This window comes from Ignavibacteria bacterium (assembly GCA_025612375.1).
Lineage (GTDB): Bacteria > Bacteroidota > Ignavibacteria > Ignavibacteriales > SURF-24 > JAAXKN01.
Window position 1 is genome coordinate 94,453 of sequence record JAAXKN010000006.1, and the last position, 14,253, is coordinate 108,705.

A 14,253-nucleotide genomic window follows, 5' to 3' on the forward strand; every position below is an offset into this window, starting at 1 on the left:
CGAAAAATGATTAATAACTTAATGATAGGTTCAGGGACTTTTTCTACGTCACGTTACAATGTAAAGACAGATAAATTAAACGTTTTTATTTCGGATGATTCACCTGTTGTTCGTGTCCGCTTGGCTAATATGATTGCTGATATTGACGGCATAAGTCTGATTGGAGAAGCTGCGAACGTACAAGATTCAATCGAAAAGATAAATCAGCTCAGGCCTAATGCGGTCATACTGGATATCTGCATGCCCGGCGGCAGCGGTATTGATGTATTAAAGAAAGTCAGACAGCTGAATAGCTCTGCCATTATCATTGTACTTACAAACTACCCCTTCCCCCAGTACAGGAAGATCTGCATGGAAGCCGGGGCGGATTACTTTTTCGACAAGTCCAACGAATTTCATAAAGTGCTGGATATCTTTAAGAATCTGGCATCTCACCAGGACTAACAAACAGTTTCCCCTTTCTCTGATTTTCTGCAAAATGGCTTAAAAAATGAGCGGCAATTAAGACGCGCGGCAAAAGGTCTTTTCACAGGTTTTTCTTGATACTTACCTGTAAAATTGCTTATATACCGGAGGAAAAAAAAGGAGCATTATCTTGATTGAACGCATTTTGAACCTTTCCTATTTCGGCAACACGGTTTCTGAATACCTGACCTGCATAGGAATAATTGTAGCCGCTTCACTGATTATTAAAGTCCTCCGGGCCGTTTTCCTGAACAGGCTGAATATAAGGGCAAAGAAGACGAAGTCAAAAGTACTCGAATTCATTTCAATTAATACAGATAAGTTTTTAATCCCCCTTTTGTACCTGGCAGCAGTCTATACCGGAATTACTTTCCTCAACCTGCCCCGGTATTTAAGACGTGACGTTGACACAGCATCAATTGTTATTACAACCTTTTTTGCAGTCCGCTTTGTCATTTTGGTTATCAATTACTCCATCGGCTATTTCTTCAAGGCAAGAAACGAGGGGGAGACAACAAGCCTGAAGGGAATTTCAACCTTTATCAGCATTGCCGCTTGGTTTATTGGACTCATGTTCCTCCTGGATAACCTCGGCTTTAAGATTTCAACCGTTATTGCGGGCCTTGGAATCGGCGGTATTGCCGTTGCCCTTGCCGCACAGGCTGTCCTGGGCGACTTTTTCAGCTATTTTGTAATTTTCTTCGACCGCCCATTTGAGATCGGGGACTATATTACCGTAGACGACAAGCAGGGTATGGTTGAAAAAATAGGCATTAAAACAACACGCCTTACCAGCCTTACGGGTGAAGAGATCATATTCCCGAACTCAAACCTTACTAATTCCAGAATACATAATTTCAAGAGAATGGAATCCAGGCGCGTCGCCTTTAAGACCAGTGTGGTAAACCAGGCCCCTGCGATGAGCCTGAAGGAGATACCGGATATAATAAAGAATATTATAGGTGAAGTTAAGGATGCAAAGTTCGACCGCTCAAACCTGCAGTCACTAGGCGACAGCAAGTTTAATTTTGAAACAGTGTACTACGTTTCCGGTCCGGACTATAAAAAATATATGGACATCCAGCAGGCAATAAATATTAGAATGTATGAGGAGTTTGAAAAAAGAGGCATAAAAATAGCCTGAAGGTGCTTTGGCGGGAGCAGACTCGCGCTCCCGCCTGATAATCCTGTTCAGAGGGCTTTAATTTAACGCCCGGCAAAGCTTTAACGCCCTATTAACATCTTAAAATCCGTGTAAAAATCATCATCCTTCGGCAGTGCGCCTTCTATCTGGCAGACACCTGAGGCAAACTCAGTTGCAATGCCGTTTATCCTCTTAATCGGCCAGCCTTGCAAATACCCTATTGCCAGTATTGCCGAATACGCGTCCCCGGCGCCAACCGTATCTGCAATCTGCGACAGACTGGCCTTGTAGCTGTCCTTTTCATTCCCCTTGTATAGTGCCGCCCCCTGGGCCCCCATAGTAACGCATAGGAGCTCTATATGGAATTCCTCCATCAGCCTCAAGGCTGCGCTGTCCATTTCGAACAAACCGCCGTAAAGGAGCTCATAGATAAGCTCCAGCTCGCTTAAGTTTACTTTCAGCACATTGGAAGCTTTAAGCGATGAGGTTACAATCTCCTTGTCATAATAATGCTGGCGGATATTAATGTCGCAGAAGTACTTTATGTTAAGCCCCCAGAGCGAGCGGATAGCGTCTCTTGAAACAGGGTTTCTCTGTGCCAGCGACCCAAAGTATAGCATTGAGGCATTTTTGCTCACAAACTCCCTTGTTTCACTGCTTACCTTTATAAAGTCATAAGCGCAGTTTTCTACAATCGTAAAGCACGGATCGCCGTTTTTATCTACCTTCACCGTTGCTGCACCGGTGGGGTGCAGAGGGTCCTTTTCCACGAAATCCCGTGGAATGCTGCTCCCTGCCATCTTTTCAATTATTTCATCTCCTGAACTGTCACTTCCAACCTTTGAGATGAAATACCCCCGTCCCAGGAGTTTATTTATGTGATATATGAAGTTAAAAGGTGCGCCCCCGAGCCATCTGCAGCATGGGAATTCGTCAAAAAGGACTTCTCCTATTGCAGCGACACTTAAATTTTCTCTGCCCGTATTTTCTTTCCCGCCTTTTTCCAAGTTAAGCCTTTTTTTTAAGTTTCTGATATTCATGGCCGGAAGTTACAACTTTAATTCCATAATTTCACCACCCCTTGGGGCTTCCGGCCTTAACGCTCAAAGATCTTTTGCTATTTCCAAAAACCTTTTATAGGGTATTGCGCTCCAGCTTTCGGCCTTAACGGCACCCTGCGACATGGTTATAAGCGATACCTTTGCCGCATCTTCCTCACTTGGAGCCTCATAAATATCCATAAAATCAAACGGCCCCAGGAGTGCATAATGGTCTATCCATTTTACTTCAGGACATTTCTTCTTAACCTCTTCAAACCACTCACGCCCCATGGTTTCTCTTCTTTTAGGATTATGTTGGTTATCAACGGATAATTTTGTCAGCAGCACATAGGTGGACATACGTACCTCCTTTAATAAACTGTTTTGACACAATCGGATGGGATTTATTGTTATTGTAAGAATTTTAGGCTAAACCCGCAAGGCGAAGACTAAACAATAAGAAATGATTTACAAGGAAATGATTTACGGAATTCCGGAGGACGCCTCACAGGGAGTTAGTGGTAATTCCTTAGGCTGTATGCCGTAATTTAATCAAACTCTGTCGTCCATTCGGCTTTGTGGTACTTGCTGAAGAACTTCCGGATCTGTTTAATTGTAACCCTTGCGTGCGATAACTCGGGTATTTCACTTTCGCTGAAAAATTCCACGCCGCTTGTTTCAATGCTTAAGGTTTCCTTGCCTCCCTGAAGCTCACAGAGGAAAAATATCTTGTAGACGTGAAAAGGATGAGGCGGATAGTGCCCCTGCTTGTCGCGGTCGTATAGGGCAAGAAGCCTGGTGGCTTTAACAATAAAGCCCGACTCTTCAAAGACTTCCCTTTCAACTGCCGTTGACGGGGGTTCATTCGGATCGGCCCAGCCTCCGGGAAGCGTCCACCGCCCGTCGGACTTCTCCTTTACCATTAGAATCCTGTCGTCCTTAAAAACCACGCCCCTTACGTCCACTCTCGGAGTTGCATAGCCTGTCTGCTCTGAAAAAAGCTCTTTTATCACCTCTTTTTTTACCAGTGAATGCTCCGAGAGTATCTCAGCGGCAACTTCCATTACAGACTTGTATCTTTCAATGTCAAATTCGTTTGTGGCGTATTCAAGCCCGTTCTGGGCAAGAGCCTGCAGGCTCTTGGCCCATTCCAGCCATTTAGGAATCATAATAATTCTCTTTTTTATACCCGTTAACTGAAAAACTCCCCTGCTTCCTTAAGTGTCTTAAGGACATCCTTTTTCCCGGCCTCAACGTCCGTCACAATCTCGCCTACGCCTTTTAAGAGCACAAACCTGATCTTTCCGTTTTTGTTTTTCTTATCGCTAAGCATTGCATTATAAAGCGAGTTTAAGTTCAGTTTGCTGAACTTTATATCAGGATGAAAATCCCTCAGCATTCGGGATATCTTCAGGAATTTTTCTTCATTTAAGTACCCAAGGCGGCGGGAGAGAATAAGGGCGCATGCAAGTCCTGCAATTACAGCCTCACCGTGCTTGATTTTATAATCGAGCACGCTTTCGTATGCGTGCGCAAATGTGTGTCCCAGATTAAGTATCTTTCTTTTCCCGCCTTCTTTTTCGTCTTCTGAGACGACCTCTGTTTTTATCTTAACCGACTTTGCTGCGGCCTTTTCTACCACTTCCGGGTTCTTCTTAAGCAGTTTCCCCGTGTTAGCCTCAATGAACCTGTAGAAGGCCATGTCGGACAGATACGCATACTTCAGTATCTCCCCCGTTCCGCAGAGCACTTCTTTATGAGGAAGGCTCTTAATAAATTCCAGATCCGCCAGCACGAACTCAGGCTGGTAGAAAGCCCCGATGATGTTCTTTATATTATTTAGATTTATTCCTGTCTTGCCTCCAATTGCGCTGTCACTTACGGCAAGGAGTGTGGTTGGCACCTGGATATATTTAACGCCGCGCATAAACGTGGCGGCAGCAAAGCCCGCAATGTCGCCAATAACCCCGCCTCCCATGGCAATGATAAGCGTATCCCTTGAGTATTTCTTTTTGAGGAGGAAAGAATATATTTTGTTCAGGTTTTCCTGCGATTTGGTATTCTCCCCGGGCTTCAGGACCAGTGTATTGAAATTCCCCTTAAAGCCCTCAAAAGCCTTTTCAACTTTCTTCCTGTAGAGGCGGTTTACATTGCCGTCTGTAATAAGGAGTATATTGCCTCTAAGCTTTCGTTTTTCAATTTCGGACACAATTGTGCCGAAAATCCCACTGCCCAGGAGCACGGGGATTGTTCTGTCTTTTAATTCGATATTAAATTTCTTCATTAATTTTCTTCAGTAGGGTTTTTGCAATTTTGTCGACGGTGAGTCCCAGCGGGTAGTCATCGGTATTTATCACCAGGTCGGCCTTCTCATAAAAAGGTGAACGCTGGCTTAAGAGGTTGCTTATCTTGGCTTTGAACTTTTCCTTATTGTCCTGCTCCTGTTCCGCATTAAACATCGGGCGGTCGCGCTTAAAGCGCAGCCTTTTATAAAGAGCCTCAGGAGAAGCCTTAAGATAGACTATCTTGCCGGTCTTGGTCAGAATTTCCATATTATTATTATGCACGGAAGTGCCGCCGCCAAGCGAGATGACAACTTCATGCATCCGGGAAAGCCTCCTCAGGGTTTCAGTTTCCTTTTCCCTGAAAAACTTCTCCCCTTCGTCCTTAAAGATATCCACAATCTTCTTGCCCATCTCCTCTTCAATCACCCTGTCCAGGTCGTAGAACTCCCAGCCCAAAGTATTAGCGAGAATAGGCCCGATAGTACTTTTGCCCGAAGCCATAAAACCGTTCAGATATATAATTGTATTAGACATAGAAAATTGCATTTTATAATAGCTGCTTTCTAAAAATGGAAAGCCATACCGAGTGTAAAAGTAACACCGTCAATATTAATTTTAGATTGAAACGTATCCTGCGCCAGCACTATTGTAGAGCCCTCATAGTTTACGCGTTTATTTTTATATTTGCTTGTAACTTCCAGTTCCGGATCCCTGAACTTCATCTCACCCCTTAATGAAAGGAAGCTTGTGATCATATAGTCGGATGAAACCAGGGCCTGTATTCCGTAAGCAAATTCGCGCTTGAGGTTCGAAACCTCCTCGTCGCCGAATTTTCTTAAGTGCTCACCGTAATAGTATGCCAGTCCTCCGCCCATTATGAACTTGAACTTTTCAGTTGAAAAGGGGAGGATGTAATAAGCCGAAAGCTCAAAAGGGATAACCTTGAAGCCGTCTTCAACAATAATTGTCTGTGTCCCCCCGCTTCCAAGCACCGTCAGGTTTGGTCCCGCCTGCACTTTCTTTATATATTCAACGTTAAGGCCGATCAGAATATCCTCAGTAAGCCTGTATCTCAGATCCGCCGACGGGCTGAAAATATCCTCCATATAGAAGGAATTGTTCCTTAATATCTCGTCGGGGGATTTTGGATTCAAAAATATTCTGGCCGTGGTGGTATAGTTATAGTTCAGGCTCAGGCTGAAATCCTTATACATTTCCTGTCCGTGTGCACTGCCACTTAAGAGGCAGAAAGCCAGGCCAAGCATCACAAAGAAATACTTCCTTAACATATAAATCCAGGCATAATTGTCCCGTCAAATTATATTTAAAGATAACCTTTTCACGCCGAAAGTTCAATTTAAAAACAAAGAAGCCCCGCATGGTTAACCAGCAGGGCTTAAAATAAAATTAAGGAGGGGTAGTTTATTTGGTTCCTTTTGTCACAGTTGTCTGTGTTTTGTAGTGCGCTATGGCAAGATTCATGCTGTTCAGATTTGATTTATGGATTTTATCAACCAGCTTTGCGGCCTTGTCTGTTTCTCCTTTTTTCTCATAGGCCTGCGACATGTAATACCAGTCGAAAGGATCCTGGATGTCGCCCTTTTGGAAATGCGCCAGGGCCTCATCATAATTGTTCTGCTTTAAGGCAAGGTATCCCATGAAGCTCTCATAATTCTTCTCAACACCGGGATCTGTTGAGCCTCCTATCAGCTTATCTTTATTGTCCATCTCGCTTTTGGCTTCATCCGTCTTTCCCTGGGCCGTCATGCCGTAAACCCTGAGGAGATTAGCAAATGCTGTGAGATTCTTTTTCAGCTGATCAGGAAGATCTGAACTTTCAATTGTTTCCTTAGCCTTATCAAACTGCTTCATCGCTTCTTCAGGCTTTCCGCTTTCAACTAGAATAAATCCCTTATTGCCATAGCTGGTTGCTGCAGCAACAGGATTACCTTCTTTTTCAGCAAGAGCTGCCCGTTTGTCCAGTTCCGTCAGAGCGTTATTGATATCGCCCTCACGGACAAAGGAAGTCGCCTGATCAAACAAAGCTGCAAGTTTCCAGTTGGGAACCGTCGCCTTGTCGAAAAGCTGCTGATAGGTTTCTCTTGCTTTTGAAAAGTTATCCTTGAAAACATAGTTATTCCCCAGGCCCTCATACGAAGACCAGAAGTTCGGATCGATTTTAAGAGCTTTCTGATACTGTTTAATGGACTCATCATACTTACCGTATTTCAGGAGCAGCTCGCCATAGGAGTCGTAAGGATTCGGGTTGTCAGGAATCAGTGATATGTACTTCTTGAATGCAGCCTCTGCTTTCTTAAAATCGTTCTTGGAGGAATAAGCATAGCCCATGATGTTATATACCGGAGCAAAGTTTTTGTCGATGGCAATTGCCTTCTGATAGTGGCTTATTGCGGCATCATAATCCTGCTTTACAAAGTTTTCAAAATTGCCGGCATATGTCTGTACCATCTTATCCTTCGGGAACATGCTTAAGAGCTTGTCCAGTGCTTCCTTTGCCTTTGCAGTATTTCCTTCAAACTGGGATTTTGTAAAAGTGACTAATTGTTTCTCTCCTTCGGATACCTTATCCATGAGGCTTTCAGCTTTGTCATAGTCCTGCTTTGAATCAGAGAATTTTCCCCTGGTCATGGCAAGTCCCATGTAACCAAGAGCAAAATCGGGATCTTTCTGAACGGCATCCTGGAAAGAGGCACGGGCTTTATCGGCCTGAAGGTTCCACATAAACTGCATTCCCTCGAGATATTTCTGCCTGGCATCCTGTGATTTGGTTGTAACTGGGACCTCATCTTTGGACATTGTCATCTGTGCCTTTACTTTCTTCTGCTGCTTCTGTTGCGGATAAGAAGGTCTGGAGACCATAACGAAAGAAAGCAGCGTTACAAAGAACACCACTAACCATCCGGATCTGAGTTTCATACAGCCCTCCAATATTGTGTGGGAATGAAAATTAAGAAAAGAACATGAGGAGTTTTAGATATGAAAAAGCTATTTTTTCCCTGCCTTTTATCAATGGTAAAACCTGTGCCCTTAATACGCCGCAAGCAGGTTCATTGGTATGCAGGCCTTCGGGCGTTAACCCGGGGGGGCCTGCCAAATGGATAGAATGAATAGACTGGCAAATTATGCCGCAGGGAGCTTAAAGGAAAACGTGCTGCCGACGCCCATTTCACTTTCAGCCCAGATCTCGCCCGACTGTGAAGTGACAAACTCCCTGGCAATTGCAAGCCCAAGCCCCCTTCCCCTGGGGTTACTTCCTATCTGAACAAACTTGTCGAATATTCTTTTGAGGTCCTCTTTCTCAATTCCCGGGCCCTGGTCGCTGACGGAAAACCTTACGAAATTTCCATCCTTTGTGCAGCAGATGCGCAGTGTCCCGTTTTCTGAAGTATAACGTACGGCATTCGTTATCAGGTTGACCAGAACCCATACAGTCTTCTCAACGTCGGCCTTTATGGGGGGAAGGTCAGCTTCAATGCTCGTATCAACCGCAATATTCTTGTCGCTAATAAGCATCATTAAAGATGTAAGTGCATAGTCCATTATTTCATCGGCTTTGGTTAAGCCTATCTTGAGTCTGATGTTTCCCGATTCTGTCTGTGAATAATCCAGGAGCTCATTTACCATTTTGGAAAGCCTCAGTGTTTCCTGCCTTACAGTCTGCACGATCTTCTGATGCGCCGGGCTGAGGTCGCCCAACCTTTTGTCCTCCAATAGCTTGATGCTTAAGTTAATCGAGGAGAGAGGCGTCTTTAGCTCATGAGACACCGTTGCAATAAGATTGGTCTTTGCAGTATCCCTTTCTTCGTACCTCGTAACATTCTTAAGTATAATTATAAATCCTATTGTGCTTTCAGGGCCGTTTTCATCATCCGACAGCCTGGTTTCAATTACTTCCTTTGTGAAGTACGCTTCTTTCTCCTTCAGTACAATCGGGATATAAGTGTTGGTATGATTGCCTTTTGTGTTGCCGGGGATGATCACTCCTTTTAATATCTCGCGCATGAGGTCATTCGTAAGAGCGACTTCCTGCGCCGACTGGCCTGCCACGTCACTTTCTTTAAGCCCCGTAATCTCCTGTGCGGATTTATTCAGGTAAAGAAATTTCTTATCTTCGTCAATTATAAATATCGCGTCATTTAGGCCATAGATTATAGCCTCCATCCTTTTCTTCTCAACGAGGAGCTTGTGAAGGTTGTTAGCTTCATATTCCTTCAGTTTTGTAGACATGCTGTTAAATTCTTTTACCAGTATGCCTAGTTCATCGGCCGAGGTAAAAGGAAGCTTCTGGCCGTAGTCCCCCATGGATATTGCTTTTATTTTATTGGTCAGTTCGTAAATGGGGCGCAATATATAAACAGGGAAATATGCTATAAACCCGAGTGCCAGAATGAGGCTTAATCCCGTTAATATCATCATATAACGCGTAACCTGCCTGGCCGTAGAGGCAGCCTTATTGTTCTTATTTACTATAGCGTTTGAGTTTATCTTGTAAATTCCTTCTATTGAGCTCCGCACGTCATCATACTTGTCCTTAAGCTGCAGGGCATAGTTTCTCTCTCCCGTCTTCTCCGCCTTTTCCATAATATCCAGAAAGCCGGCATAATCCTGTTTAAGAATACCTATTATTTCGTCCTCACCCGTTTCGGTTATATTTTTCTCCTCCGCATAAAGATTGTCATTAAACAGCTTCGTCAGCTTTTTCTGCCCGGTCTCATTTACAGCTGAGACATCGTGCCTGAGAAGGTCCCTTTCAGCGTGAAGCGTATAAAGCCCGTCCAGCGCTTTAAGCATGTTTGAGGTATATTCAATCGACTTGTAGTTATCCTTAATAATTTCCCCCGAGTCCCTGGAGAGAACTGAGATAAACTGCGAGCCCATGATTCCGAGCACCAGTATGATCAGGAAAATAAATGAAAGCAGCAGCAGTATTTTTGTTTTTAACTTATTCATGATTAGATACAATAAAAATGTCTATGCTTAAATTTTTTATTAGCTTAAATAAATCTTTTAATATATTGTTTTTTGTCAGCTGTTCCCAAAAGCCTTGTTCCGGCCTCCCCAGCACGATGGTCCCTATCTCTTTATTCCTGGCATATTCAGCTATTGCTTCCGGGACATTATTAGCCTTGATCCTGACCACTTCCGCATCCAGCTCAGTCGCCAGCTTGAAATTATTTATCAGGTGCCTCTGTTCAGAAGCTTCGATATTCTCGGGACTTTCCTTTTGAGTCTGGACATAAAGAACGTACCACTTTGAATTATTAATGGATGCCAGCCTGGCGGATTTCCTTATAAGGTTTACACCCGACTTGCTGTTGCTGCTAAGGCATGTCAGTACTGCATTATTTCTTTTCGGCTGCTTTATCAGGTCCCTTTTTATTTTGCGCCCCACCTGACGGGTTGACTCTCTTAAGGCCAGTTCCCTCAGCTGCAGGAGCTTTTCGGTCTGGAAAAAATTATTAAGGGCCGTAGGAACCTTCCCCATGTCATAAACTTTACCCTCCTTAATCCTTTCAATGAGATCATCTATGGCAAGGTCGACATTGACAATTTCATCTGCCATTTCAATTACGCTGTCGGGAACCCGTTCTTTTATTTCAACGCCCGTAATTCTTTCCACTTCCTTGTTGATGCTTTCAATGTGCTGTATATTCACAGTACTTATTACATTAATACCGTTATCAATTATCTGAATAACGTCTTCCCACCTTTTAGTGTTTTTGGATCCGGGCATATTTGTGTGAGCCAGTTCGTCGACCAGCACAAGTTCCGGCTTTCTTATAAGAATCGCATCAAGGTCCATCTCCTCCAGCATTCTGCCCTTATAGAAAGTTGATTTCCTTTGAATTTCAGGAAGTCCTGCTTTAAGCTTTTCTGTTTCAGACCTGCCATGAGATTCAATATATCCTATGCACACGTCAATACCGCTTTCCAGGAGCTGATGTGCCTCCTGAAGCATGCGGAAAGTTTTCCCCACTCCGGCCGCCATGCCGATATAGATCTTGAACTTTCCCCTCCTGGAGGATTTAATCATCTGGAGAAAGTATTCAACCGATGCACTTCTTGTATCTTCAGCACTTTCCAAAGCCAAATATTCTCCCGTACTATATTTTTCTTCTTATCACGTCTATTTTGTAGGTTTCGAAGTGCCAGTCATATCTGTCTTCCTGGCCACGGCTTTCGCCGGTCTGATAAAAACCCAGGCTTTTAAGAACGCTTTTGACCTCACCTATGAGTTTCATATCACATTCTGATCTGGAATTGAATAGTTCCAGGGCCCCGAATTCATTGTACTGCAATATAAGATGTTCCGGTATAAGTTGAATCACCATTATCGTATAATATTCATCCGTTTGGCTCTCAAGTTTGATTTTATCCAGGCGCGATCTGATAATTAGGCCTGGGAATTCCTTCATCAGGCTTTCCCTTAAGACCACAATTGCAGCCTGTATATCGTCAATATCATCCTTTCCAAGCAGATACCTGAGGCGGTATTTTTCATCTGCCTTTGAAAGGATTTCTTTTATTGTCTCTTTCATCTTTTTATATCTCCCGTTAATAATTATATTATAAGTAACTGAAGACCCATAACCCTCAACTATTTTATCTCTAATTTTTCAAGTGCCAGATTAAGCCTCAGTACATTAATGCGTTCCGGACCGAAAAGCCCCAGAAGCGGTTTTTCTTTATATTTTTCCACAAGCTCTCTAATTTTGTATTCCGGAATATCTCTTGCCCGTGAAATTCTTTTTACCTGAATAAGCGCGCCCTCCGGAGAAATATGAGGATCCAGGCCGCTGCCTGATGCTGTTACCATTTCAACAGGAATATCTGAGACCTTTATCCCGGGATTATGAACAAGAAACGTATCAACTCTTGCTTTAACTTCTTTCAGGTAATCAGGATTTGTTGGGCCCATATTGCTTGCAGATGTAGCTGCGGCATTATAATCAGAAGCTGAAGGCCGGCCCTGGAAATACTTATCTTTTGTGAATTTCTGCCCCACATTTTCATAGCCAATTATCCTTCCGTCTTTCATGATTGGAAATCCTTCGGCAGCAGAGGGAAACAGCTGTGCTATTGCCCAGATAACTAATGTGAATATTACACTGCAAAGAATGAGAAGTGTAAAATGTATGCCTAATATATTTCGTAATGTTTTCATTTATTATCAATTTATTCAATTATTGAATATTTTAATTTAAGCCCAGAGGACAATACTCTCTAAGCCTTTCACAAATCAGAAGAACAGGCTGATTACCATATCTATCAATTTAATTCCTATAAAAGGAGAAATAATACCGCCCAGGCCATAGATGAAAAGGTTTCTTCTTAACATGGCAGTGGCGCCGATAGCTTTATATTTAACTCCTTTTAGTGCCAGCGGAATGAGTGCCGGTATTACGAGTGCATTAAATATAACTGCTGAAAGTATTGCTGATTCAGATGAGCCCAGGCGCATAATATTAAGCGCGTTAAGGCCCGGAATTGCGGCTGCAAAAATGCCGGGAATAATTGCGAAGTATTTTGCAACGTCGTTTGCAAGTGAGAATGTTGTAACATTGCCTCTTGTAATAAGCATCTGTTTGCCTATTTCAATTACTTCCAGGAGTTTTGTCGGGTCATTATCCAGGTCAACCATATTGGCTGCTTCCTTGGCTGCCTGTGTTCCTGTGTTCATTGCAACGGCAACGTCAGCCTGTGCAAGAGCCGGGGCGTCATTTGTGCCGTCGCCCATCATTGCAACCAGCTTTCCTGATTTCTGTTCTTCCCTTATGTATCTAAGCTTGTCCTCGGGCTTTGCCTCTGCAATAAAGTCGTCAACTCCTGCCTTGTTTGCAATGTATTTAGCCGTCAGCGGGTTGTCCCCGGTAACCATTACGGTCTTAACTCCCATCTTTCTTAAACGTTCAAAGCGTTCCTGAATACCGGGTTTAATGATATCTTCCAGCTGTATGGCTCCCAGGGCTTTATGGTCAACAGCCACTGCCAGCGGCGTGCCCCCGTTTTCAGCAATGTGCCTTACATTCTTTTCTATTTCTTCAATTTCTGCCTTAGAGTTAAAGGAATAATGGCTATTGGACATTGCCTTAATAGAATCCCAGGCACCCTTTCTGATCTCTATACCGCCCGGCAGGTCAATCCCGCTCATCCTGGTCTCAGCGGAAAATTTTATAAACCTGGCCCCCTGTACGTCTTTCTCATTTATTTTAATGTTATTTTTTTCGCCCAGCTCAAGTATCGATTTCCCTTCCGGCGTCGAGTCGGCCATTGAACTCAGGAGGCAGTAGCGGATGAACTCTTCTTTTGAAAAGCCGTCTACCGGGTAGAAATTTGTAGCCTTGCGGTTGCCGATTGTAATTGTGCCTGTCTTATCGAGCAGTACAGTATCAATATCTCCGGCATTTTCAACTGCCTTGCCGGATTTTGAGATCACGTTTGCCCTCAAGGCCCTGTCCATGCCGGCAATGCCGATTGCCGAGAGCAAAGCACCGATTGTAGTTGGTATCAGACATACAAATAATGAGACCAGGGCTGCTATTGTTATGGAAGTTTTTGAATATTCAGCAAAAGGCTCGAGTGTTGCTGTCACGAGCAGGAATACTATTGTAAAGCCCGCAAGAAGAATTGTAAGGGCTATTTCATTCGGGGTCTTTTTCCTGCTAGCGCCTTCCACCAGTGCTATCATTTTATCCAGGAAGGTTTCACCGGGATTACTTGTTACCTGCACTTTTATTCTATCTGACAAAACCTTTGTTCCACCAACCACACCGGAGTGGTCGGTACCGGCTTCCCTGATGACCGGTGCTGATTCGCCGGTAATTGCGGATTCATCAATTGAAGCAAGTCCTTCAATTATCTCACCGTCAGCCGGAATTGTCTCTCCGGCTGACGCAACAAATACGTCTCCTTTCTTTAGTTCTGAGGAGTTTATGAGCTTTACTTCCCCCGCAGGTAAGACGAGATTTGCCGGCGTTACCTCCCTTGTTTTCCTCAGTGAAGCCGCCTGTGCCTTCCCCCTTGCCTCTGCAATTGCCTCTGCAAAATTTCCAAAGAGGTTTGTAAGGAAGAGTAATACAGTAATAACTAAATTATATAAAAAACTTCCCTGTCCGCTTTCAGGGTTAATTGCTGTTATTATTGTAACTGCAAGCATAACAAAGGTGCCTATTTCTACCGTAAACATTACGGGATTCTTCATCATTACAGCAGGGTTATATTTAACAAAGGATTCTTTGAACGCGGCACTTAAAATTTCGGGTTCAAATAACTTTGCGGATTTTTTTCTTTTTCCCAT

Annotated in this window: 14 protein-coding genes; 2 read left to right on the forward strand and 12 right to left on the reverse strand. The window is 43.6% G+C overall.

The features are described 5' to 3' along the window. Positions 1-6 precede the first annotated feature (6 nt). The gene (locus HF312_06255; protein MCU7519803.1) at positions 7-444 is read left to right on the forward strand and encodes a response regulator; all 438 of its coding nucleotides are present in this window, start codon (positions 7-9) and stop codon (positions 442-444) included. A gap of 151 nt (positions 445-595) precedes the next feature. Further along, the gene (locus HF312_06260; GenBank protein ID MCU7519804.1) at positions 596-1,609 is read left to right on the forward strand and encodes a mechanosensitive ion channel; all 1,014 of its coding nucleotides are present in this window, start codon (positions 596-598) and stop codon (positions 1,607-1,609) included. Positions 1,610-1,689: 80 nt separating this feature from the next. Here the strand turns inward: HF312_06260 and HF312_06265 are convergent, their stop codons facing one another. The 12 genes from HF312_06265 to kdpB all read right to left on the reverse strand — a co-directional run bounded on the left by HF312_06265 (position 1,690) and on the right by kdpB (position 14,253). Continuing rightward, the gene (locus tag HF312_06265; GenBank protein ID MCU7519805.1) at positions 1,690-2,616 is read right to left on the reverse strand and encodes a hypothetical protein; all 927 of its coding nucleotides are present in this window, start codon (positions 2,614-2,616) and stop codon (positions 1,690-1,692) included. A 96-nt stretch (positions 2,617-2,712) separates the two neighbouring features. Continuing rightward, complete coding sequence (locus HF312_06270; GenBank protein ID MCU7519806.1) at positions 2,713-3,009, reverse strand: GYD domain-containing protein; 297 nt, start codon at positions 3,007-3,009, stop codon at positions 2,713-2,715. Between the two features lie 188 nt (positions 3,010-3,197). Then, the gene (locus HF312_06275) at positions 3,198-3,818 is read right to left on the reverse strand and encodes an NUDIX hydrolase (protein ID MCU7519807.1); all 621 of its coding nucleotides are present in this window, start codon (positions 3,816-3,818) and stop codon (positions 3,198-3,200) included. 23 nt (positions 3,819-3,841) lie between these two features. Further along, positions 3,842-4,933 carry a 3-dehydroquinate synthase gene (aroB, locus tag HF312_06280; GenBank protein ID MCU7519808.1) on the reverse strand — a complete coding sequence of 364 codons (1,092 nt, stop codon included), beginning with the start codon at positions 4,931-4,933 and terminating at the stop codon, positions 3,842-3,844. Then, positions 4,920-5,468 carry a shikimate kinase gene (locus HF312_06285; GenBank protein ID MCU7519809.1) on the reverse strand — a complete coding sequence of 183 codons (549 nt, stop codon included), beginning with the start codon at positions 5,466-5,468 and terminating at the stop codon, positions 4,920-4,922. Before HF312_06285 ends, aroB begins: the two co-directional genes overlap by 14 nt. A 29-nt stretch (positions 5,469-5,497) precedes the next feature. Continuing rightward, positions 5,498-6,223 carry a hypothetical protein gene (locus HF312_06290; GenBank protein ID MCU7519810.1) on the reverse strand — a complete coding sequence of 242 codons (726 nt, stop codon included), beginning with the start codon at positions 6,221-6,223 and terminating at the stop codon, positions 5,498-5,500. A gap of 133 nt (positions 6,224-6,356) precedes the next feature. Further along, positions 6,357-7,871 (reverse strand): tetratricopeptide repeat protein, encoded by a 1,515-nt coding sequence (locus tag HF312_06295; GenBank protein MCU7519811.1) that lies wholly within the window; start codon positions 7,869-7,871, stop codon positions 6,357-6,359. Between the two features lie 204 nt (positions 7,872-8,075). Continuing rightward, a complete protein-coding gene (locus tag HF312_06300) occupies positions 8,076-9,905 on the reverse strand; it encodes a PAS domain-containing protein (protein ID MCU7519812.1) in 1,830 nt (609 codons plus the stop codon). Beyond that, complete coding sequence (locus tag HF312_06305; protein MCU7519813.1) at positions 9,898-10,989, reverse strand: sensor protein KdpD; 1,092 nt, start codon at positions 10,987-10,989, stop codon at positions 9,898-9,900. Before HF312_06305 ends, HF312_06300 begins: the two co-directional genes overlap by 8 nt. A gap of 70 nt (positions 10,990-11,059) precedes the next feature. Further along, entirely contained in the window at positions 11,060-11,494 is a 435-nt protein-coding gene (locus HF312_06310) for a hypothetical protein (protein MCU7519814.1), read from the reverse strand. A 59-nt stretch (positions 11,495-11,553) separates the two neighbouring features. Continuing rightward, positions 11,554-12,120 carry a potassium-transporting ATPase subunit KdpC gene (kdpC, locus tag HF312_06315; protein ID MCU7519815.1) on the reverse strand — a complete coding sequence of 189 codons (567 nt, stop codon included), beginning with the start codon at positions 12,118-12,120 and terminating at the stop codon, positions 11,554-11,556. 75 nt (positions 12,121-12,195) lie between these two features. Then, a complete protein-coding gene (gene kdpB, locus HF312_06320; GenBank protein MCU7519816.1) occupies positions 12,196-14,253 on the reverse strand; it encodes a potassium-transporting ATPase subunit KdpB in 2,058 nt (685 codons plus the stop codon).

Bases quoted from the DNA above. Each gene is read 5' to 3' on its own strand.
- HF312_06305 (MCU7519813.1), bottom strand. From the start codon at position 10,989: ATGATTAAATCCTCCAGGAGGGGAAAGTTCAAGATCTATATCGGCATG.
- aroB (MCU7519808.1), bottom strand. From the start codon at position 4,933: ATGAAGAAATTTAATATCGAATTAAAAGACAGAACAATCCCCGTGCTC.
- HF312_06285 (MCU7519809.1), bottom strand. From the start codon at position 5,468: ATGTCTAATACAATTATATATCTGAACGGTTTTATGGCTTCGGGCAAA.
- HF312_06295 (MCU7519811.1), bottom strand. From the start codon at position 7,871: ATGAAACTCAGATCCGGATGGTTAGTGGTGTTCTTTGTAACGCTGCTT.
- HF312_06310 (MCU7519814.1), bottom strand. From the start codon at position 11,494: ATGAAAGAGACAATAAAAGAAATCCTTTCAAAGGCAGATGAAAAATAC.
- HF312_06290 (MCU7519810.1), bottom strand. From the start codon at position 6,223: ATGTTAAGGAAGTATTTCTTTGTGATGCTTGGCCTGGCTTTCTGCCTC.
- HF312_06275 (MCU7519807.1), bottom strand. From the start codon at position 3,818: ATGATTCCTAAATGGCTGGAATGGGCCAAGAGCCTGCAGGCTCTTGCC.
- kdpC (MCU7519815.1), bottom strand. From the start codon at position 12,120: ATGAAAACATTACGAAATATATTAGGCATACATTTTACACTTCTCATT.
- kdpB (MCU7519816.1), bottom strand. From the start codon at position 14,253: ATGGGAAAAAGAAAAAAATCCGCAAAGTTATTTGAACCCGAAATTTTA.
- HF312_06300 (MCU7519812.1), bottom strand. From the start codon at position 9,905: ATGAATAAGTTAAAAACAAAAATACTGCTGCTGCTTTCATTTATTTTC.
- HF312_06270 (MCU7519806.1), bottom strand. From the start codon at position 3,009: ATGTCCACCTATGTGCTGCTGACAAAATTATCCGTTGATAACCAACAT.
- HF312_06255 (MCU7519803.1), top strand. From the start codon at position 7: ATGATTAATAACTTAATGATAGGTTCAGGGACTTTTTCTACGTCACGT.